Below are 20,331 nucleotides of genomic sequence, written 5' to 3'. Positions count from 1 at the left end.
ACGAATAACTCAATTTAATCAATTAATTGCAAACATTCGTGATTATTAAAAACGAGAAAACGTTTATTTTGAGTGATCATGACTATTATAAATGGACAGTATTCTTACGATCATCATCCTAGCAATTATTACGTCAAATTAAGAAAGCAGCCTAATGAGAACCCTCATAAGACTGCCATATTATAAGTAATTAACTAATCGTAGAAAAAGAGGCTGAGACAAAATAAAATGTCTCAGCCTCTGTTATCATTTTGGCAATAGTTGATGATTTGAAAATACGCTTAATTCAAGCTATTTCAATCCTAGTCAACCTAGCCTGGGGAAGACAATGAAATAAATTTGAGAAAATATTGTTTCTGTCCTACTTCCCATTGTTAACTTTATCTTTATTGTCGTATTTAAAAGATAAGATATTATTTAGTTTCACGGTGTAGCGTGTATTTATTTAATCTTGGGCAATATTTTTTCATTTCAATACGCTCAGGATTGTTACGTTTGTTTTTAGTAGTAATATAATTACGATCGCCACATTCTGTGCAAGCTAATGTTACATTAACGCGCATAATTAACATCCTTTCTTGTTTAACTAGGAATACTTACGATTTAAAATTTTACCATAATACAATGCTCAACGCAATTGAATTTTTTCAGTACTATTTAAAATTTTCGTAAGTTTCGTCATTAGTACCTTCTAAATCAACATCATTAATATCAATTTCTAAGGCTTTGGCAACACCTTTACCATATTCTGGATCAGCTTTATAGCAATGACGGATATGTCTATGTTTAACATCTTCACTCACACCATCCATTGCATTTGCTGTGTTTGTAAAGATTCTTTCTTTCGCATCATCTGATTGTAAACGGAATAATTTACCTGGTTGTTCGAAGTAATTGTCATCGTCTTGTCTTTGATTATATTCGTAGCCATCACCGTCTACAGGGAATGCTGGTTTTTTATATTCAGGTTGTGATTGATACACACCTTTATTATTTGGATAGTAATGTGGGCCTCCACCTTGGTTACCATCAAGGAATCTCATTTGGCCATCACGACTAAATGGACACATGTTTTCAACACCAACACCTTTAGGTTGGTTTACAGGTATTTGCCAGTGGTTAACACCTAATCTATAACGTTGTGCATCACCGTATGAGAATAGTCGACCTTGTAACATTTTATCTGGTGAGAAGTCTAAACCAGGTATAATGTTTGTTGGTGCGAACGCTGCTTGTTCTACATCCATGAAATAGTTTTCAGGGTTTCTGTTAAGTTCAAATTCACCGACTTCAATTAATGGATAATCACCTTTGTACCATACTTTAGTTAAATCAAATGGATTATCTGGGTGATTTTTAGCTTGTTCCTCTGTCATGACTTGGATATACATTTTCCATTTAGGATAATCGCCGTTTTCGATTGCATCATATAAGTCACGTTGAGAAGATTCTCTGTCTTGACCTACAATTTCAGCCGCTTCATCATCAGTATAATTTTCGATACCTTGTTGCGTTCTGAAATGATATTTAACCCATACACGTTCACCTTCATCATTGTACATAGAATATGTGTGCGAACCGAAACCATGCATATGGCGGAAGTCTTTTGGCATACCTCTATCAGACATTAAAATAGTAACTTGGTGTAACGCTTCAGGTAAACCAGTCCAGAAGTCCCAGTTATTTTGTGGACTTCTCATATTAGTACGTGGATCTCTTTTAACGGCACGGTTTAAACTCACAAATAATTTAGGATCTCTAAAGAAGAATACAGGTGTATTGTTACCTACTAAATCCCAGTTACCTTCTTCAGTGTAGAATTTTAGTGCAAATCCTCGGATATCCCTTTCTAAATCGGCAGCGCCACGTTCACCTGCTACTGTTGAGAAACGTGCAAACATTTCTGTTTGTTTCCCTACTTCTGAAAAGATTTTAGCATTTGTATACTTTGTAATATCATTTGTAACAGTAAACGTACCAAATGCACCTGAACCTTTCGCGTGCATACGACGTTCTGGAATGACCTCACGATCAAAGTGAGACATTTGCTCTAAGAAATAAGCATCTTGCATTAATAGAGGACCTCGCGGACCAGCTGTCATACTGTTTTCTCTATCTGAAACTGGGTGCCCAAACAAACCAGTCAATCTTTTATCATCTTTCGCCATAGTTAATTCCCCTTTCACTTATTTATAATAATTATAATTTAGAATCTACTATTAATAAACCCATAAGCCCTATAATTGAAACATTTTCAATAATCTGTAAAAAGTCAGAAAATTTAAAATTTTTAAGCTAAATTGTTCAAAAGTTATTGAATACTGTCTTCAAAAGGATTAAAATGGTTTGTATATTTTAAATTTTAGAATTAGGAGTCATCATATGGAAGATAACAATATGAAACGTGGTCTTAACTCAAGACACATATCTATGATTGCTATAGGTGGCGCAATTGGTACAGGGCTTTTTGTAGCAACAGGTAGTGTTGTTGCTCAAGCGGGTCCTGGGGGCGCTATTTTAGCTTATTTATTAATCGGAGTAATGCTTTACTTTTTAATGTCATCAATCGGTGAACTAGCAACTTTTTACCCTGTTTCAGGATCATTCAGTTCTTACGCAACGCGATTTGTAGACCCTTCTCTTGGCTTCACTATGGGATGGTTATATTACATTATGTGGTCATTAGTATCTAGCGTAGATGTAATGGTAGCTTCAAATGTGCTTTATTATTGGGATGTATTCAAATTCTTTAGTCCACTTACTTGGAGCTTAATTTTTATAACTATTGTATTTTTATTAAATATTTTTACGGTTAAAGCCTTTGGAGAAACTGAATTTTGGTTATCACTCATAAAAGTTGTAACTATTATTATATTTATCATTGTTGGCTTCTTGATGATTTTCGGTATTTTAGGTGGTCACACGTATGGTTTTGAAAATTATACAAAAGGTGATGCCCCATTCGTAGGCGGTCTATCTGGTTTCTTAGGCGTACTATTAGTAGCCGGCTTCTCAGTTGGTGGTACTGAAGTTGTTGCAGTAACTGCTGGTGAATCTGACAATCCACAAAAGACAATGCCTAAAGCTGTTAAACAAGTATTCTGGAGAATTCTATTATTCTACGTTTTATCTATAGGTGTCATTGCGGCTATTATTCCATATACAGATCCATTATTATTAAATGAGAATGAATCCGTTTCACAAAGTCCTTTTACAATTGTATTTGATAGAATTGGTGTTGCATTTGCCGCTTCAGTTATCAATGCTGTTATTTTGACATCATTATTATCAGCGACAAATTCAGGTGTCTACACTACAAGCAGAATGTTATTCTCTTTAAGTGATGAGAAACAAGCACCTAAATTCTTAAGTAAATTAAATGATAAATCTAAACTACCATTACGTGCATTGGTAACAACATATATTTTAATTGTCGCAATTATCATTATTGCTAATTTCTATTCAAATGCTGTGTTTAGCTTATTGAATATTATAGGTTCATTGGTAATTATTGTATGGGCAGCTAGTTCGTGGGCTCAAGTTAGATTACGTAGGGCAATTAAACGCCAAGGTCAAGATATTAATGAACTATTACCTTACAAATCACCTTTATATCCACTAGGACCAATTTTAGTATTTGCAACTTTAATTTTCTTATATTTTGGTAATTCTATTGGAGATTTATTTGATGGTAATATAGGCAAATTCTTCGTTAATATTCTGCCAATCATTATCTTAGGGCTTATTTTCTTAGCTCATAAAATAATCAGAAAAACAAAATTTGTAAAATTAAATGATATGGATATTACACCACATCATTATCATAATGATTAATTAAATCAATGAATGCGAGAAACTAAAAGTGGATTAACCGCTTTTTGTTTCTCGCATTTTTTATAGTTACAATATATTGATTATTTTCGAAAAATCAGTTATCTAGTATAATAATAGTAAAGATGATGACTTAGAGGTGAATAGCAAAATGGTTGGTCAAACAAACTTATTTGATGATGTCATTAAAAGTGAAGAACGTTTCGTTATCGTTGTACAATCTCTCGAAGAAAAAAATGGTCAATTGCTAAAACGTACTTTAAGAGAGTACCCTAGCCTTGAACATGACCAAATGGAGAATTTGTTCACGCATTTAAAGGATGTATTTAGTACAGAGCCATTTGGTGAAAATCAGTCTGCGTTTACTATTACAGTCTATACCAATTTAGATTATGCTGCGGACCAAGTTTATGCTTATGTTAAGCGCTATAAAGGTAAACATGAATGGACACATACTGCTAAATAAATATAAAACGGCATGAGAATAAGCATGGCTTGTTCGTCATAGTTTTAATGATGAACATACACCACACTCATTTCTCATGCCTTATTTTGTACTATAAAAGTTCTTTCAATGCCTTTGGTATGCCGTTAGAATCGTTATCTAACGTTATTTTATCCGCAATCGCTTTAAGTTCTTCATTGGCATTTCCCATTGCAATCGCACAACCAACGACTTCAAACATAGATTGATCATTCAAACTATCTCCAAAACAAATCACGTCAGATAATGATATATTCATTTTCTCACATAAAGCTTTTATCGCATTACCTTTAGAAACATCTTTAGCCATAAATTCTAAAAAGAATGGTTTACTTGTAGTCACGTCTATTTCCGAATTAAAATGTCCATGCAGGTCGTCACGTACTTTAGAGATATTCGAAGCATAATCAACACCCATTGCTTTAGGTACATCTTCTTTGATATATGCTTTAATATCTTCGACGCGCTTCATAGGTAATCCCGTAAGTTCAGATTCAATATCTCTATATTCGTGATCACCATCATGAATGATGTATCCGTCTTGATAAGTCAATATTAAGAAATGGTGTTTACGACAAAAATCTGCAATAAGGTCAAAATTTTTCTTCGATACACTTTGACTCACTTCTACTTCTTCTGTAGACACTTTGATTGTTTTGCCACCATTGTAACTAATGATGTAACTATCATGTACATCTAATTGAAGTTCTTTAGCAATGGGCAACATACCTTCAGTAGGTCTTCCTGAAGCTAGCACTACTTTATATCCTTGGTTCTGAATATCTATTAAATAATCTTTTGTTTCTTGACTTACTTTATTTTCACTATTAATTAATGTATCGTCCATATCCATGACAACCATTTTATAATTACTCATATCTGAAGTGTACTCCTTTCGACATTTTACTCTTTTATATTTTACAATAAAATTTATGAAGGATACACAATTTCTTCTACAACACCTATTTCATTAATTGTAGCTAGTTCAGAATGACATGACGCAACTTGTTGTCTCAACGCTCTAACTAATTGCCCACTCTTCTCTTTACGACTCAATGTCAATATTGTAGGCCCTGCACCACTTATCACTGTCGCATAGGCATCGTATTGTTGAGCTAATGCTTTAACCTCTTTAAATTCAGGTATTAAATGCTGACGAAATGGCTCATGAAAGCCATCCTGTGACATCATTTTTCCAGCAAGTTCATAATTATGTTGAATTAATGCACATAGCATCGTGTTACTAATTGCACTACTTTGAACCGCACGCTTATGAGAAAATTGATCAGGTAATACATTACGAGAATCCTCAGTCTTTAATTCATAAGGAGGTATAGTTAAAATGATATCAACGTTTGGTACATCAATATGTGCTACGTTCGTTTCGTTAGTTTCGGGATTATAATAACCTGCTAACAAACCACCATATATTGTAGGTGCTACATTATCGGGGTGACCCTCAATTTCTGTTGCTAATTGAAGTAGTTCGTATTTAGATAGTTGTATATTGCCAAAATAGTTAGCAATATATAATGCACCTACTAACGCTGATGCTGATGATCCTAAACCTCGTGCTAAAGGAATATCACTTCTCATTGTAATACTTAAGCTAGGCAATTGAACATTATATTTTGATGCAACCTGTTGCGCTACTTTATAAACATAATTCTCCTTACTATTAGGAAGTGACGCTAATTCAGAATTCAGATACGTAAATTCCCAATTATCCCCTTCAATTCGTTTCACATAGAGATGCAAATATTTATCTATAGCCATACCTATTGAATCGAAACCAACGCCTAGATTAGCCGTAGACGCTGGAATCTTTAAGTGCAATTGTTCGCTCATTTTACAAAGCCCCTTTTATGTAATCAATAATACTTGATTTATCGTTAGGAAGCGGTTGAATTGGATTATCTAAAATTGAAATAGCAGTGTCAGGATCTTTTAATCCATTACCAGTTAAAATTGCCACTACTTTTTTACCTTTAGGTAGTTGACCTGCACGATGTAATTTAATTAATCCAGCAATTGAAGCATTACTAGCCGGCTCACTAAACACACCTTCTTTAGATGTCATTAATTGATAAGCTTCTAATATCTCTTCATCTGTAACACTATCAATTAATCCTTTAGACTCATCTAACGCTTTAGTAGCTTTAGTCCAACTAGCTGGATTACCAATTCGAATAGCTGTAGCAATTGTTTCAGGGTTTTTAATCACTTTATTTTGTACTATTGGTGAAGCACCTTCTGCTTGAAAACCGAATAATCGCGGTAATTGACTACCTTTTTTCTCATGATATTCTTTAAACCCTTTCCAGTAAGCAGTAATGTTACCAGCATTACCAACTGGAATTGCAAGTATGTCAGGCGCTTGTTCTAATTGCTCAACAATTTCAAATGCACCTGTTTTTTGTCCTTCAATACGATAAGGATTTACAGAATTAACTAGTTCAATCTCTTCGTCATTTTCAGCAATTTCCTTAACTATTTCCAAAGCTTCATCAAAGTTTCCTTCAATTGAAACGATTTCAGCACCGTACATTACAGCTTGTGACAATTTACCAAGTGCAATCTTTCCTTCTGGAATAACCACAATTGCTTTTAGTCCAGCTCTTGCTGCATACGCAGCTGCGGAAGCTGAAGTGTTACCAGTAGATGCACAAATGACGACTTTCTTCCCTTGTTCTTTCGCTTTAGTAACAGCCATAACCATTCCTCTATCTTTGAAAGAACCTGTTGGATTTGCACCTTCATATTTTACATATAAATCAATATCTAACATGTCCGATAAATTCTCACAATGAATCAATGGTGTATGACCTTCATTTAAAGTTAACTTTGGTGTGTCGCTATTAACTGGTAAATATGCTTTAAACTCATCTACTAAACCTTGCCATCTTTTCATAAACATTAAACCCCTTCAACTGGATAAATTTTCTCGATATTAAAATCAGCTTTACTTAAAACGTCTTCCGGTGATTGATCTAGACCAACTATAACTACACCATAAGATTGATCATCGCGCTGTTCAACCTGTAGTGATTTGTGGAATGGTAACGTTTCTTTCAATAATGATTCAAATTTTTCTTTTGATAAATCACTTTTTAGAACGACATAATAATTTAACTTCTCTTGAATGGATACTACATCTTCCGTATCCATCAGTTCTCGTGTTGCATCCGTTTTCAGTTCAAAGTGTGGCGGTAATGTATGTGTATTTGATTCAAAGAATAATGCAACGTTTAATAAGTCACTTACAACGGCACTACCAGTAGCTAGGCTACCTGCGCCTTTCCCATAGAACATTGTGTCACCTACTGCATCTCCTACGACATAAATAGCATTATATTCATCTTCAACTGTAGCTAGTTGGTGGGATTTATGTATTAATGTTGGTTCAACTGATGCGTTCACTTTACTATTTTGATAAGTTCCCTTACCAATTAGTTTGATTTTATAGCCTAATTTATCAGCTACATTGATATCAGATAGCGTTGTTTGGCTGATACCTCGAACCTTAACATCATTTAATTTAATAACTTGGTTAAATGATAAATAAGACGTAATAACAACTTTGCGCGCTGCGTCAATACCTTCTACATCATCAGTTGGGTCTGCTTCAGCAAATCCTAATCGTTGTGCTTCATCAAGCGCTTCTTCAAACGTTGTTTGTTCGCGCGTCATTTTAGAAAGAATGAAGTTAGAAGTACCATTAAGTATTCCCATAAACTTAGAAATATTATTCGCATTCAATCCATTATTAATTGCATTTACAATAGGAATACCGCCAGCAACACTCGCTTCAAACTTCAACGCAAGTCCTTTCTCTTCAGCTAAATCTTCTAATAATTTTAAATGTACTGCTAATAAATCTTTATTTGCAGTGATGACATGTTTCCCGCTCTTTAACGCATCTCTCAACCAATCTACAGTCGGTTCGATACCACCCATAACTTCAATGACAATATCAATGGAATCATCATTTAAAATTTCATTAACATCTTCAGTTAAATGATATCGGCTAATATTAATAGGTCTTTTCTTAGTTTTATCACGTACTAAAATATGTTTAATAACAATATCTTTGTTTAACGTATCAATGATTTGTTGTCGATTTTCTTCAATTATTTTAACTACGCCTGATCCAACTGTTCCTAGACCAAGTAAAGCAATATTTAATTCTTTCATATTTTTATCTTCCCCCATTTGTATAATTGAGAAATACAATTGTCTTGTTGAAATATACTTTATTTTAGTATACTATTAAACCATATTAAATTGATAGGACTTTTTAGCATAAAATGTAAATACTTAGCTATATATTATCACGTGATATCAGAAAATTAAATAGAATTTTCTGATTTTTTAGAAAGGTTGATTAGGTATATGAAAGTGGCAAAATTCGGCGGTAGTTCAGTTTCAAATGCAACACAAATTAAAAAAGTCCTAGATATCGTAAATAGTGACCCAGAACGTAAAATTATCATTGTATCTGCACCAGGAAAGCGACACAAAGATGATGTTAAAACGACAGACCTTCTTGTTCGTTTATACGAAAAAGTGCTAAATAACCTTAATTATCAGGATAAAAAGAAAGAAATTATTCAACGATATGCTGATATCTTACAAGAATTGGATATGGATACGTCGTTATTAACTGTGATTGACGAGACATTAGAAGAGATTATTTCAACTTTAAAAGAAGAACCTTTAAGATTGTATGATGCACTTCTATCTTGTGGCGAAAATTTTAATGCACAATTAATTGCGTCATATAATGATTCACAAGGTTTTAAAACAACTTATCTTTCACCTAAAGATGCAGGTATTCTAGTAACAGATTTACCACAGCAAGCACAAATTTTAGAAGAAGCATATGAACAGATAAGTAAATTAAGAGATATTGAAGGTAAAATTATTATCCCTGGATTCTTTGGTGTATCAAAGAATAACTACGTTGTTACCTTCCCTAGAGGTGGTTCTGACATTACGGGTGCAATTATTGCTAGAGGAATTAGAGCATCTCTTTACGAGAACTTCACTGATGTATCAGGTATTTTCAAAGCGAATCCAAATATTATTCAAAACCCCGATCTTATTGAAGAGATTACCTATCGTGAAATGCGTGAATTGTCTTATGCAGGATTTAGCGTCTTCCATGATGAAGCCTTGCAACCACTTTATAAACATAGAATTCCAGTGGTTATTAAAAATACCAATCGCCCTCAAGATAAAGGAACATTTATTCGTCATGATAGAGATGTAAGTGATAAAAATGTCATTATTGGTATTAGTTGTGATAAAGGATTTACTGTAATTAACATTAAAAAATATTTAATGAACAGACAAGTTGGCTTCACTCGTAAGGTACTTGAAATATTAGAAGACTATAACATTTCATTCGACCATATATTGACAGCATCAGTATCATTCTCCGTACACATCAATTAAAAGGTAAAGAGAAAGATGTACTCAATGCGATTCGTAAACGTTGTGATGTCGATGAATTAAGTATCGAGCATGATCTAGCCATATTAATGATTGTTGGCGAAGGTATGAATAAAGCGATTGGCACAGCGAACACGATCACGCATGCCTTAGCAGAATCCAATATCAATTTAAAAATGATTAACCAAGGGTCATCAGAAATTTCAATGATGTTTGGTATTTCAATTGAAGATGCAGATAAAGCTGTTTTGTCTACATATGAATATTGTTATCACGGCGTTTGTTTAAAAAACTTAAATAAGCGAGCATAATTAAAAACATCTAGTATTTAAGTAATCATGTTCATTTACATTTTACTTAAATATTAGATGTTTTTTATGAATGATTATTGGCTAAAGCTTCTTTTATACGTTGCTCACCGACAACTACTTTCAAAATTACAAATTGATAATAGCTTAAAGCGTCTAAAACCATTTTGTAGTTAGGTAATTGATGATAGTTTTGGTTATCTAATAAATCATACATTAATACAATTTCTGGCTTAATATAATCTACGCCCCACGTCAATGAATGAAAGTATATGCTATTCATAGGAATACGAATATTATTATCAAGTCTAAATATCCATTCTTCATTCACCACATCATAAATGAAGATATTTATTAGCAATTGCTGGTTAAACGTAATATCTATGTGCGCAATTTCTGGCACACTTAGTTGATCACGATCCATTAACACATTATTTTTATCATAATAATTTAATTGATATGTGGAAGGAATTACTTTTAGTACTTCGACGAGTTGCTTGCGCTCTACACAAATGTCGACTCTAGAAGGTAGAATAAAATTATCACTTAAAAATAACTGCATTGCGACTTCCCCGTGAAATTTGAATGAAGTACGACATTTATTTTTTAATATTTTAACTAGCTCTTCTACATGTTGTTGATGTTCCATATTACTACCTCCAAAGGAAACGCTTTCATACACTAATTATACATATACTGATTTGAGTTTTCAATTTACGAATTGTGAAGTATCGTTAAAATTGATGTTAAAAAAATGATTGATATGACTAATAATTAGATTATTTTTATTAATTTAACAATTTAACTTAATTTATATTTTGTTGAACTACGCAAATATAATAGATATAATTTATATGTTATTTCATATCACTCACATCTTTAAGATTACAATAAATGAGTGATATAAAATGAAAAATTCGAACATAGGTGATGAATTATGACATTAACAATTATCTTGGTTGTTATCATCGTTATTCTTATTTTAGCGTTCATCTTAAATCAACGATATATGCAAGATAGAGTTGATACAGAAGTTTACGCGAGAAATCAGATGGTAACAAAGAATGCGTCGCTTAGTAATGAAAATTTAGAACTCAAAAATCAAATGCTTAGTTCTAATAATGACGTAAGCTCACATGCTAAACGAAACGCAAAGCACGTTTTAACTGGCATTCTTGATAAGTATAAAGACGAAGGAAAGTTAAAATTCTATGATATTATAACGACAAGTAATTTAGCTACTAAGCATCCTTTCTTCGAATATGCTAGAACGTTTGATTATATCGTCGTTTCAGATGTTGGTTTAATCAATATTGATGTCAAAAACTGGAAACAAAAGACATTTTATCACTTTGATGCACCAGTTGACGATGATATGCAAATCGACACAACTGATGTCAATCAAATTGTTGGTCATTATGTTAGCAAACAATATCATAGTCAGTTCGATTCACCACGAAGTGAGATTTATACTTTCATCGAAAAAATCCAAAGTAACCGTGTCATTTATGAATTTTATGATCATGATCCATATGAACAGGCAGCAATTAATTCTAAAATTCTAAAAGACGGTATTGAAAATCACTTTAACCATAAAGTACAAAGTATCGGTGTCGTTTACTTTAGTGATGGTAGTGTCAATATCATTGAAGGTTCAGATGAAAGAGCTCAATATGTGGATACTGTTTCGACTAAGTCATCTCTTGAAGCGGTAATCAAAAATGCAATTGATTTATCTAAGCATCCGCTTTCTGAAGAACAAGTGACTAAAATTGTAAATAGCTTTAATAATTAATGCATTAAACAAGCGATTGACATTCCATCTTTTTACAGATACACGTGTCAATCGCTTAAATTTTTAACTCCATAAATTCACTTTATCTTTTTTAGCTTGTTGTTCGCCTTGTTCGAATATATGACGATATTTGCCATTTGGTGAGAAGTACTTTTCACGTGCTAATCCTTTTTTTACTAATTCTTCGTTGTACATCGTGTTGTCATTCAACCACACATACGCCAGTGTTCGTCCATAACGATCCTCTTTTTCTTTATCATATTCTAAGTATACATCTTTTCCGTTTAGATGTTGTTTACTATAATTTGACGCTTCTTTACCATAAGGTTGAACTGGTGTGTTAGGTTTTACTGTTTCTGGTGTATCTACTCCTATAAGCCTAACTTTAATTTCTTTGCCGTCTTCATTAGTTGCCACAAAGGTATCACCATCTACCACACGTTCTACATGTACTTTTTCTTTATCTTTTATATTAGTAGAAGTTGATGAAGATTGCGTGCCACTATTTTTAAATGGACCTGTATGATTAATAAATTGAAAAGCTAAAACGCCTATTACTAAAACTGCTAATACTATGATGCTAAGGGATTTTTTCGAATTCACAGTTGTCACCTACACTTTTAATTTCAATAATAAATATCATATATAAATTAAAATTAATCGTCAATGGCTTCTTAATTTTATTGAACAAAGTTAGACTCAATCTTACACGCAATAAGTGAATTGTTGAGTCATACCATGCTATAATAAATGCGTTAGGAGTGACATAGATGTCTGAGAAAAATGAAAATTTAGTGACAGTTATAGCTGTTATTATAGCTATTATTGTCGGTGTGATTCTTCAAATCGTCTATAAATTACCTATTATTGTATCTGTCGTAGTAGCAATATTATTAGGCGTGTTAGTAGGATTTATTGCTTATATTATTCAATCGATCGTACGTAAAAGAAAAAACAAATAATAACAACAATGACAACACTATTATTTTTAAGGCGACGTATCATATTTGAAATGGCTAATTAAATTGAGAAAGCTATTATATTCGTTTTTCTCAACTTTAGTTATCATTTCGAGCATGGCACAACAAAGAATTGCATGAAACATTTTAGAAGTAAAGCTAATTGGGAGCGAGACTATGAATTCAAATTAAATTCTGTCTAACTCCCAAATTTTTTTATATTTAAGGTTAATTTTTAAAATTAGTGGTATGTATAAGAAATACCTTAATTGTATAAAATTAATTATAAAAATGGATGGATTTTCAAGTAGCTACAAAAGCCTCATCATCAAATCAATTAGCGAGGTGTCATTATGGAAATTATAGACGTCATTATAGATCATCACGGTCTAATATATAAAGTTCAAACACAAAATGGCAATGTATTCGAACATACCTTGTCAAAAGACACCCCTCCAGATAAAGTAGCGCAAGTGTTACGTTTATTAGCTACTCATGTCGACAATTTAGAAGAGCAAGAAAAGAATAAGTAATATATTTAAAATGTCGCGCTCAACTTCAACGTACGCGATTATTTGTAAACAAAATGCAGAACATAAAATCATCTGTTTTCGGTTACTGAAGTATAGTAACCTAAACAAAGTTTTATGTTCTGCACTTTTATGCAGTCTATTTGATGAAATTAATCCAATACTATATCCAACCTTTATCGTTCGCTTTTTTCCAAGCATCAAAACGATTCTCCGCTTCGAGCTTATCAATAATGTTAGACATATAATTTCTTACTGTCCCATTTGAAAGATAAAGCTTATCTGCAATTTCTTTATTACTTAACCCTTCTCCAATCTCACGTAGTACTACTTGCTCTTTATGCGTTAGAGGATTGGCCTCTTTAAATAAAGATGTCATTAAAGATGTACTATATTCTTTTTCGCCATTTAAAACTTTGTGAATGGTGGTAACTAAATCGTCGACTGAGCGTTCTTTTAAGACATATGCGTCGACATCATTCGCAACTGCTCTTTCGAAATAACCAGGCCTTTTGAAAGTCGTAACAATAATTACCTTTGTTTTAACTTTGTGTTCTCTTAATTGCGACAATACCTCTAAGCCTGTCATCCCTGGTATTTCAATATCGAGAATAGCGATGTCGGGCTGATTATGCGTAATGCATTCCAATGCATCAACACCATTATCAAAATCATTGATTACTTTTAAATCATCATGAAATTCAATTAATTGTATCATTGCTTTACGTAACATATTTTGATCTTCTGCAATCACGATTGAAATCATTGTATACCTTCTCTCGGAATCATTATATCGATGGTCGTACCCTGTTTAGAAGTGATATGAATAGTACCGTTTAATAACGCTACCCTATCATTAATACTTTTTAAATTCACTTTATTAGGTTGTTTCAAACCTATACCATTATCACTGATGGTGAATTGAATACCTATGTCATTACTTTCTATTTTCCCGTTAATTTCAGTGGCTTGTGCATGCTTAATCACATTGTTAACTGCTTCTCTAAGTATCATAGATAATATGGTTTGTTTAGTTGGATTAAGAGAACTCGCGCCTCTTTTATTTTCAAAATGAAAGTGAATATTCGCATCCTGTAATATTTGCGCTATTGATTGAATTTCCTCTTCAAAACTTTGTACTTTTAAATTTTCGATAATGTGCCTTACTTTCTCCAATGTTTCTTTCGACATTTCATTTATATTTAAAATTTCTTTCTTAGCGGCTTGAGGATCTTTATCAATCAGTTTCGCTGCTAACTCTGATTTCACACTTAAACTTGCAAATACATGACCTAATGTATCATGCAAATCTTGACCGATTCTGTTGCGTTCTTTCTCAGCAATTAAAATATTAATATATTTATTCTTTTCCTCAATTTGTTGACGATATTGTCTTTCTTTCACAATTTTAAAATTACCAAACAATATCGCTAAAATAACAATATAATATATAATAATACTCACAACATATAAGTGATTGGAATGTAAAGTTGTGATGATGATACAAGCAATCATTGAACTTATTAATAAAACAAATTCGATTGATTTAATCCCTTTTTTAAATAAAAATGGTATTGCAAAAGCACTGAAGAAGAAAAATAAGCTCAATGACGGATTGTATGCATATACAAAATAGATAATCGCTAAAAAGTGAATAATGAACAAAATTAAGTTCATTCGGTGGCTCAATGTTTCATGAAATAGAATTAACCCTGCATATGCAATCGTAAAAATGATGACTATACAAAGATTAATGAAAAAGCTTTCATGTCTCCACGTTAAATATAAACCATAATAAGGAAATATTAAGTAAATTAAAGATGAAATTTCTCCCATTTTAGCGCCTAAACTACGTTTCATTTAATCCACCTCTTTCTTCTTATTAATTAATAATGCAATACCTAAAAAAATAATGCTATAAATACCTAAAATAAGGAACGATTGAAGATTAAAGCCGTGACCTTTACCTAGTTCAAGTGCCAAATGACGTAAATGATACGTTGGTGTTAACTTAGTAATGGTTTGCATCCAATCTGGAAACGTACTTACTGGGAACCATAAACCGCCAATAATCGCTAAAACAATATTAAGTAAATTTGCTATACTACTCGCTTTCTGTGTTTCATTAAATTGCGTAATAATTAAACCTAAAGTTAGAAACATGCTAGCACCTAACCATAGTGTTACACCAGATAAGAGCCATTCACTTGGTTTAAGTGATACACCTTTATAGAAATGGGCCACACTATATAAAAGTACAATTGAAATAAAAAATAAAGTCATTGTTTTAAGTATTTTAGCTAAATAATAATTTAGTACAGTGATGGGTGTAGATATTATTTTTTTATACCATCCATTGTTCCTTTCATCTATAATTTCTAATGGAAATTGCATTAAACAGAAGCCCATTAAACTAAATACAGTCATACTATACATATATTCTTTATAAAAAACTTTTTTTGCATCTTCTGGCATATCAATTAAAGATGTAAATAGTAAGTAGAACGCAAGCGGAAAAACAAATGCCATAAATGACGAAAATTTACGTCGCAACAATAATTTATATTCAAAATTGAGTAAAGTCATTGTCTTTAACATAAGCTATTGCACCACACTTTATTCATTTGAAAACATATGTTCCAGTAAAGATTTCTTATAAATTGTAATTTGGTTTAAATCTATTTGGATTTTAATTAAGTTCATAATGACTGACTCAACATTTTCTGAATGTATTTTTAAATTATTATTCATAATATCTATATGGTATATTTCTGAAAGTTGATGATATTGGTCTTCTGTATATTTCATGACTTCAATAATAGAATTATTTTGACTAAACAAGATATTATGCGGTGTATCATTAAGTTTAACCTTACCGTGCTCTAAATATACAACTTTGTCAGCCATCCTTTCGACTTCTTCAATATAATGAGACGTATACAATATGGTCATTCCATCTTGTTTGAGATGACTAATCAAATTCCAAAAATGTTCCCTCGTTTCAATATCCATTGAAGTGGTGGGTTCATCTAATATTAAGAATTGAGGCTTTCCTATTAAAATGAGTACAAAATCTAATATTCTTCTTTGCCCTCCTGATAATTTATTAGCATATTGATTCATTTGGACATCCGAAAAATGCGTTAATCTTTGAAACGTTTCAAATGTCATGGGATTTGGATATAATTGTGCATATAAATGATATAACTCTTTCACTTTAATGAGCTTAGGCATATGTGTAGTTTGAAATAATATCCCCATATTCTTCGACGAAATTAGGTTTGAGGTATCCTCAATTGATCCACTATTCGCATGTTTATGACCAATTAGTATATCTATTAATGTTGACTTGCCTGCGCCATTCTTCCCGATTAAAGCTGTACATTTTCCTTCTTCGATATTTAAAGTAATGTTATCTAATATAGTCTTCAGGCCAAACGATTTATTCAATTGGTTGATATTTATCATTACGAACTCACATCCTTATCATTTATACATCTATCTTATTCTTTTATCGAAGCTGAAATTAGTTCATAATGTCATGACTTTACTATGACATTTGTCATAGTAAAATGATGACAAAATAGCAAAAAAGATTAAGCAACTCAGTGTCGCTTAATCTCATAAATAACTTAATCCATTAGATTTAATAGAGAAGCAAAATGTCTTCTCCATTTAACCGGCAATGACCGACAAGTAATCTTATTAGATTAGTTTGTGTATGTTCTTATTCTGAATACTATAAAATTGGTGATACTAATTTTGCTATATCTTCTTTTATTTTAATTGAAAGTGAACGTTTATTATATGCGTCTAATGTTAATAATTTAGATTTTTTAATATCTTCTTCATAAGCATTTCTAATTTGTTTGGCGATATTTTCATCATAGATAAATGCATTCACTTCAAAATTTAATGCGAAACTACGATAGTCCATGTTAGCGGAACCAACACTGCATATTTCATCATCAATTATCATAACTTTAGAGTGGATAAAACCATTTTGATACGTATAAATTTTCACACCACTATTTAATAGTTCAGCAGCATTTGAAAACGTCGCCCAATATACGAATGGATGATCTGGTTTACATGGAATCATTAAATGTACATCTACGCCAGCATTCGCTGCCATTTTCAGTGCATTGATATAGGATTGATCTGGAATAAAGTAAGGACTTTGCATATAGATAGATTTTTTGGCGCTCATAATCATTTTAGTATAGCCGTACTCTATTTGATGTAACTCAAAAGCAGGTCCACTTGAAGCAATTTGTATAGCTGATTTACCTTTATGCTGATTCTTTGCAGGGAAATATTTCTCATCATATTCAAATTGTGGTCGATGCGCTTGTGAATTCCAATCTAAAATGAAACGTATTTGTAATGCATCGATGGCATTACCTTCAACACGAATATGCGTATCTCTCCAGTAACCTAACTTACCAAGTCCTAAATAATCATCACCAATATTAAATCCTCCGATGTATCCTACTTGTCCATCAATAATTATAATCTTTCTATGATTCCGGTTATTCATTCTAAAATTGATAAGTGGAAACTTAGAAGCAAAAAAGGCTTCAACTTCGCCACCTAGTGATTGGAAATGATGAAATTTTGACATTCTTACTTTCTTAGAACCCACATCATCATATAATATTTTAACTTCCAAACCTTCTTTAAGTTTTGTTTCTAATGCATCTATTATACGATGACCTAAGCCATCAAGTTCAAATGTATAATATTCTAAATGAATGTAGTCTTTCGCATTATAAATATCTTCAATCACTTTGTCGTAAAGCTTGTGGCCATCCGTAAATAAATCAATATGATTATCTTCTGTTAGAAATGCATCTTGCTTGTTTAATAACATTCTAATAAGATCCCTATGTTTCAATACTTGCTGATTATGAGTTTGATAACGATATGCATCGAATTGTTTAACTTGTTCATCTACTATACCTTTAAATGTATCCAATTCTTTACCATTATTTTTCTCCATTTTCCTTTTTGAAACTGTTCTTCCAAAAAATAAATAGAGTATAAACCCGATTAATGGTAAGACAAATAATACAAAGAGCCATGCCCATGTTGATGATGCACTACGTCTATTTCTTTCTAAAAAAATGATAATAAACGCTAATATTAGATTTATCACAAACCCTAGTGCTAATATAATCGTAAAAAACGTCCCCAAATCTAGGCCGAACATAAATTTCATAATATAATACTCCTATTTAATTCCATAATTTGGATTTATCTATTCAATCAATTTATTACTTGGCATTTAATATTATAATTGCGTTAAGTACTTCTTCATTATTGGGGAATTTACGTTCTTCTACTTTATCAATCGAAATATTCAAAACTTCATATTGGCTACCTTCATCACTTTCAAGAAATATATTAATCTCTTTTTCTAGCTCATCCAAAGTTTTTTCTTGAATTTTTTTAAATTTGATTTTGTTCATTTTATAACACTCCATTTCAACTTATTTGTTTAAATCATAGTCTTTTTACATTTAAATCGCAAATAAATTTAGACTTCACCTTTTTAATTGAAACGCTTACAATTTTATATTTAAAATATTAAATTCACATAAGTGCTAAATTATTGTATACTAAAGTCATTCTATTAAATTTTCAGAATAATTAAACTATTTAGATTGTGGGGTATTATATGATTTCTTTTGAAAATGACTACCTTGAAGGTGCACATGAAAACGTATTACAACGATTACTTGATACCAATTTAATCCAGGCCTCTGGTTATGGTGATGATCAATTTTCAAAGCAAGCAGCAGAAAAAATTAAATCAGCCATTAAGTGTCCAGAAGCGACTGTACGTTTCTTAGTTGGCGGTACACAAACCAATCAAGTTGTGATTAATTCAGTATTAAAGCCGTATGAAGGTGTAATTTCAGCCGACACTGGTCACGTCGCCGTACACGAGGGAGGTGCGATTGAATTTAGTGGTCATAAAGTGTTAGCGATACCATCACATGAAGGTAAAATCAGACCAAAAGAAGTGAATGAATATTTAGATACATTTTACAATGATTTCAAACGTGAACACATGGTCTTTCCTGGAATGGTCTACATTTCACACCCTACAGAATACGGTACTTTATATACTAAAGAGGAATTGAAAAATCTTGCTGACGTGTGTAAAGAACATAATGTACCTTTATTTATGGATGGTGCGCGTTTAGGCTATGGTTTAATGAGTGATCAAAGTGATATAAAATTTGAAGATATTGCTAAATATTGCGACATCTTTTATATAGGTGGTACTAAAATAGGTGCGCTATGTGGTGAAGCCATCGTATTTACTAAAAATAATGAGCCAAAACACTTTACCACTCGAATCAAACAACATGGTGCATTACTTGCTAAAGGTCGCTTAGTAGGCGTACAATTTCTAGAATTATTCACTAATAATTTATACTTAGATATTAGCCGCCATGCCATCAATATGGCTAATAAAATGAAAAAAGGATTCCTTGAAAAAGGCTATCAACTCTACTTCGATTCACCTACCAATCAACAATTCTTCGTGCTTAGTGAAGAAAAGATTAATGCGTTGAAACAAAAAGTGAAGTTCGCGATTTGGGAGAAATATGACGATAATCATCGTGTTGTTAGATTTGCGACAAGTTGGGCTACTACCGAAGAAAATGTAGATAAGTTATTAGAGTTAATTTGATAATAGAGAAACAGGACTTCCTAAAAGGAAATCCTGTTTTTAATGAAATTTATAATAAATACCGGCTATAATTACAATTAATCCAAAGAGTGCTATAATTTTTTCTTTTTTAGATGGTTCTCGTTTTTCTATAGTGACTTTAATATTAAATTCCACTTTTTATTCTCCTTATAAAAGTTTAAGCAATCATGTTAATCTCATTCACTACCACGTTAACATTGAATTTTAAGTGGGAGCGGGACAGAATTCTTTTGAATTCGTCGT

At 32.0% G+C, this 20,331-nt stretch carries 20 protein-coding genes and 2 pseudogenes; 8 read left to right on the top strand and 14 right to left on the bottom strand.

Annotated elements, in window-relative coordinates; all coding sequences use genetic code 11:
* Positions 1-72: 72 nt before the first annotated feature.
* A pseudogene (locus HMPREF3239_RS12730) lies at positions 73-183 on the top strand (IS110 family transposase); the annotation flags it as partial.
* A gap of 230 nt (positions 184-413) precedes the next feature.
* On the opposite strand, the gene rpmG reads toward HMPREF3239_RS12730, so the two are convergent.
* Together rpmG and HMPREF3239_RS10240 are read right to left on the bottom strand one after the other, a co-directional pair.
* Positions 414-563 (bottom strand): 50S ribosomal protein L33, encoded by a 150-nt coding sequence (rpmG, locus tag HMPREF3239_RS10245; RefSeq protein ID WP_001265708.1) that lies wholly within the window; start codon positions 561-563, stop codon positions 414-416.
* 90 nt (positions 564-653) lie between these two features.
* Positions 654-2,168: a catalase gene (locus HMPREF3239_RS10240; RefSeq protein WP_053029391.1), complete on the bottom strand. Its 1,515-nt coding sequence runs from the start codon at positions 2,166-2,168 to the stop codon at positions 654-656.
* Positions 2,169-2,382: 214 nt separating this feature from the next.
* Here HMPREF3239_RS10240 and HMPREF3239_RS10235 point away from each other — a divergent pair, with 214 nt between their 5' ends.
* Together HMPREF3239_RS10235 and HMPREF3239_RS10230 are read left to right on the top strand one after the other, a co-directional pair.
* Positions 2,383-3,834, top strand: a complete 1,452-nt coding sequence (locus HMPREF3239_RS10235; protein ID WP_070855570.1) for an amino acid permease — start codon at positions 2,383-2,385, stop codon at positions 3,832-3,834.
* A 148-nt stretch (positions 3,835-3,982) separates the two neighbouring features.
* The gene (locus HMPREF3239_RS10230) at positions 3,983-4,297 is read left to right on the top strand and encodes a hypothetical protein (RefSeq protein WP_053029389.1); all 315 of its coding nucleotides are present in this window, start codon (positions 3,983-3,985) and stop codon (positions 4,295-4,297) included.
* 91 nt (positions 4,298-4,388) lie between these two features.
* Here HMPREF3239_RS10230 and HMPREF3239_RS10225 read toward each other — a convergent pair whose 3' ends face one another.
* Genes HMPREF3239_RS10225 through HMPREF3239_RS10210 form a run of 4 tightly spaced genes read right to left on the bottom strand, consistent with a single transcriptional unit; the run spans position 4,389 to position 8,509 of the window.
* Positions 4,389-5,192: a Cof-type HAD-IIB family hydrolase gene (locus HMPREF3239_RS10225; RefSeq protein ID WP_070855569.1), complete on the bottom strand. Its 804-nt coding sequence runs from the start codon at positions 5,190-5,192 to the stop codon at positions 4,389-4,391.
* Between the two features lie 53 nt (positions 5,193-5,245).
* Positions 5,246-6,163, bottom strand: a complete 918-nt coding sequence (gene thrB / locus HMPREF3239_RS10220) for a homoserine kinase (RefSeq protein WP_070855568.1) — start codon at positions 6,161-6,163, stop codon at positions 5,246-5,248.
* Position 6,164: 1 nt separating this feature from the next.
* Positions 6,165-7,226 (bottom strand): threonine synthase, encoded by a 1,062-nt coding sequence (gene thrC / locus HMPREF3239_RS10215; protein ID WP_053029386.1) that lies wholly within the window; start codon positions 7,224-7,226, stop codon positions 6,165-6,167.
* Positions 7,227-7,231: 5 nt separating this feature from the next.
* Positions 7,232-8,509, bottom strand: coding sequence for a homoserine dehydrogenase (locus HMPREF3239_RS10210; protein WP_053029385.1), 1,278 nt, complete (start codon positions 8,507-8,509; stop codon positions 7,232-7,234).
* A gap of 198 nt (positions 8,510-8,707) precedes the next feature.
* Here HMPREF3239_RS10210 and HMPREF3239_RS10205 point away from each other — a divergent pair.
* Positions 8,708-10,080, top strand: a pseudogene (locus tag HMPREF3239_RS10205) (aspartate kinase).
* Positions 10,081-10,144: 64 nt separating this feature from the next.
* Here HMPREF3239_RS10205 and HMPREF3239_RS10200 read toward each other — a convergent pair.
* A complete protein-coding gene (locus HMPREF3239_RS10200; protein ID WP_070855567.1) occupies positions 10,145-10,726 on the bottom strand; it encodes a hypothetical protein in 582 nt (193 codons plus the stop codon).
* 288 nt (positions 10,727-11,014) lie between these two features.
* Between HMPREF3239_RS10200 and HMPREF3239_RS10195 the strand changes: the two genes are divergently transcribed.
* On the top strand, positions 11,015-11,872 hold the full coding sequence (locus HMPREF3239_RS10195) for a hypothetical protein (RefSeq protein ID WP_070855566.1): 858 nt from the start codon (positions 11,015-11,017) through the stop codon (positions 11,870-11,872).
* A gap of 63 nt (positions 11,873-11,935) precedes the next feature.
* Here HMPREF3239_RS10195 and HMPREF3239_RS10190 read toward each other — a convergent pair whose 3' ends face one another.
* Positions 11,936-12,475 carry a thermonuclease NucI gene (locus tag HMPREF3239_RS10190; protein ID WP_053029381.1) on the bottom strand — a complete coding sequence of 180 codons (540 nt, stop codon included), beginning with the start codon at positions 12,473-12,475 and terminating at the stop codon, positions 11,936-11,938.
* Positions 12,476-12,642: 167 nt separating this feature from the next.
* Here HMPREF3239_RS10190 and HMPREF3239_RS10185 point away from each other — a divergent pair, with 167 nt between their 5' ends.
* On the top strand, positions 12,643-12,834 hold the full coding sequence (locus tag HMPREF3239_RS10185; protein ID WP_053029380.1) for a hypothetical protein: 192 nt from the start codon (positions 12,643-12,645) through the stop codon (positions 12,832-12,834).
* A 350-nt stretch (positions 12,835-13,184) separates the two neighbouring features.
* A complete protein-coding gene (locus HMPREF3239_RS10180; RefSeq protein ID WP_053029379.1) occupies positions 13,185-13,364 on the top strand; it encodes a hypothetical protein in 180 nt (59 codons plus the stop codon).
* Positions 13,365-13,524: 160 nt separating this feature from the next.
* On the opposite strand, the gene HMPREF3239_RS10175 is transcribed toward HMPREF3239_RS10180, so the two are convergent.
* The 6 genes from HMPREF3239_RS10175 to HMPREF3239_RS10150 form a co-directional block, all read right to left on the bottom strand.
* A complete protein-coding gene (locus HMPREF3239_RS10175; protein ID WP_053029378.1) occupies positions 13,525-14,127 on the bottom strand; it encodes a response regulator transcription factor in 603 nt (200 codons plus the stop codon).
* Complete coding sequence (locus tag HMPREF3239_RS10170) at positions 14,124-15,221, bottom strand: sensor histidine kinase (protein ID WP_070855565.1); 1,098 nt, start codon at positions 15,219-15,221, stop codon at positions 14,124-14,126. Before HMPREF3239_RS10170 ends, HMPREF3239_RS10175 begins: the two co-directional genes overlap by 4 nt.
* Positions 15,222-15,959, bottom strand: coding sequence for an ABC transporter permease (locus tag HMPREF3239_RS10165; RefSeq protein ID WP_070855564.1), 738 nt, complete (start codon positions 15,957-15,959; stop codon positions 15,222-15,224).
* A gap of 18 nt (positions 15,960-15,977) precedes the next feature.
* Positions 15,978-16,829 carry an ABC transporter ATP-binding protein gene (locus HMPREF3239_RS10160; protein WP_070855563.1) on the bottom strand — a complete coding sequence of 284 codons (852 nt, stop codon included), beginning with the start codon at positions 16,827-16,829 and terminating at the stop codon, positions 15,978-15,980.
* Positions 16,830-17,100: 271 nt separating this feature from the next.
* On the bottom strand, positions 17,101-18,582 hold the full coding sequence (gene cls / locus HMPREF3239_RS10155) for a cardiolipin synthase (RefSeq protein ID WP_070855562.1): 1,482 nt from the start codon (positions 18,580-18,582) through the stop codon (positions 17,101-17,103).
* A gap of 55 nt (positions 18,583-18,637) precedes the next feature.
* A complete protein-coding gene (locus HMPREF3239_RS10150) occupies positions 18,638-18,832 on the bottom strand; it encodes a hypothetical protein (protein ID WP_070855561.1) in 195 nt (64 codons plus the stop codon).
* Between the two features lie 209 nt (positions 18,833-19,041).
* Here HMPREF3239_RS10150 and HMPREF3239_RS10145 point away from each other — a divergent pair, with 209 nt between their 5' ends.
* A complete protein-coding gene (locus tag HMPREF3239_RS10145; RefSeq protein ID WP_070855560.1) occupies positions 19,042-20,067 on the top strand; it encodes a threonine aldolase family protein in 1,026 nt (341 codons plus the stop codon).
* Positions 20,068-20,331 lie beyond the last annotated feature (264 nt).

The organism is Staphylococcus sp. HMSC34C02 (assembly GCF_001838705.1).
Classification (GTDB): domain Bacteria; phylum Bacillota; class Bacilli; order Staphylococcales; family Staphylococcaceae; genus Staphylococcus; species Staphylococcus borealis.
This window is presented reverse-complemented; position numbering and strand designations above follow the sequence as displayed.

What these genes read in the sequence shown, in the direction of transcription:
- rpmG (WP_001265708.1), bottom strand. Translation starts at nt 563, where the DNA reads ATGCGCGTTAATGTAACATTAGCTTGCACAGAATGTGGCGATCGTAAT.
- HMPREF3239_RS10240 (WP_053029391.1), bottom strand. Translation starts at nt 2,168, where the DNA reads ATGGCGAAAGATGATAAAAGATTGACTGGTTTGTTTGGGCACCCAGTT.
- HMPREF3239_RS10235 (WP_070855570.1), top strand. Translation starts at nt 2,383, where the DNA reads ATGGAAGATAACAATATGAAACGTGGTCTTAACTCAAGACACATATCT.
- HMPREF3239_RS10230 (WP_053029389.1), top strand. Translation starts at nt 3,983, where the DNA reads ATGGTTGGTCAAACAAACTTATTTGATGATGTCATTAAAAGTGAAGAA.
- HMPREF3239_RS10225 (WP_070855569.1), bottom strand. Translation starts at nt 5,192, where the DNA reads ATGAGTAATTATAAAATGGTTGTCATGGATATGGACGATACATTAATT.
- thrB (WP_070855568.1), bottom strand. Translation starts at nt 6,163, where the DNA reads ATGAGCGAACAATTGCACTTAAAGATTCCAGCGTCTACGGCTAATCTA.
- thrC (WP_053029386.1), bottom strand. Translation starts at nt 7,226, where the DNA reads ATGAAAAGATGGCAAGGTTTAGTAGATGAGTTTAAAGCATATTTACCA.
- HMPREF3239_RS10210 (WP_053029385.1), bottom strand. Translation starts at nt 8,509, where the DNA reads ATGAAAGAATTAAATATTGCTTTACTTGGTCTAGGAACAGTTGGATCA.
- HMPREF3239_RS10200 (WP_070855567.1), bottom strand. Translation starts at nt 10,726, where the DNA reads ATGGAACATCAACAACATGTAGAAGAGCTAGTTAAAATATTAAAAAAT.
- HMPREF3239_RS10195 (WP_070855566.1), top strand. Translation starts at nt 11,015, where the DNA reads ATGACATTAACAATTATCTTGGTTGTTATCATCGTTATTCTTATTTTA.
- HMPREF3239_RS10185 (WP_053029380.1), top strand. Translation starts at nt 12,643, where the DNA reads ATGTCTGAGAAAAATGAAAATTTAGTGACAGTTATAGCTGTTATTATA.
- HMPREF3239_RS10180 (WP_053029379.1), top strand. Translation starts at nt 13,185, where the DNA reads ATGGAAATTATAGACGTCATTATAGATCATCACGGTCTAATATATAAA.
- HMPREF3239_RS10175 (WP_053029378.1), bottom strand. Translation starts at nt 14,127, where the DNA reads ATGATTTCAATCGTGATTGCAGAAGATCAAAATATGTTACGTAAAGCA.
- HMPREF3239_RS10170 (WP_070855565.1), bottom strand. Translation starts at nt 15,221, where the DNA reads ATGAAACGTAGTTTAGGCGCTAAAATGGGAGAAATTTCATCTTTAATT.
- HMPREF3239_RS10165 (WP_070855564.1), bottom strand. Translation starts at nt 15,959, where the DNA reads ATGTTAAAGACAATGACTTTACTCAATTTTGAATATAAATTATTGTTG.
- HMPREF3239_RS10160 (WP_070855563.1), bottom strand. Translation starts at nt 16,829, where the DNA reads ATGATAAATATCAACCAATTGAATAAATCGTTTGGCCTGAAGACTATA.
- cls (WP_070855562.1), bottom strand. Translation starts at nt 18,582, where the DNA reads ATGAAATTTATGTTCGGCCTAGATTTGGGGACGTTTTTTACGATTATA.
- HMPREF3239_RS10150 (WP_070855561.1), bottom strand. Translation starts at nt 18,832, where the DNA reads ATGAACAAAATCAAATTTAAAAAAATTCAAGAAAAAACTTTGGATGAG.
- HMPREF3239_RS10145 (WP_070855560.1), top strand. Translation starts at nt 19,042, where the DNA reads ATGATTTCTTTTGAAAATGACTACCTTGAAGGTGCACATGAAAACGTA.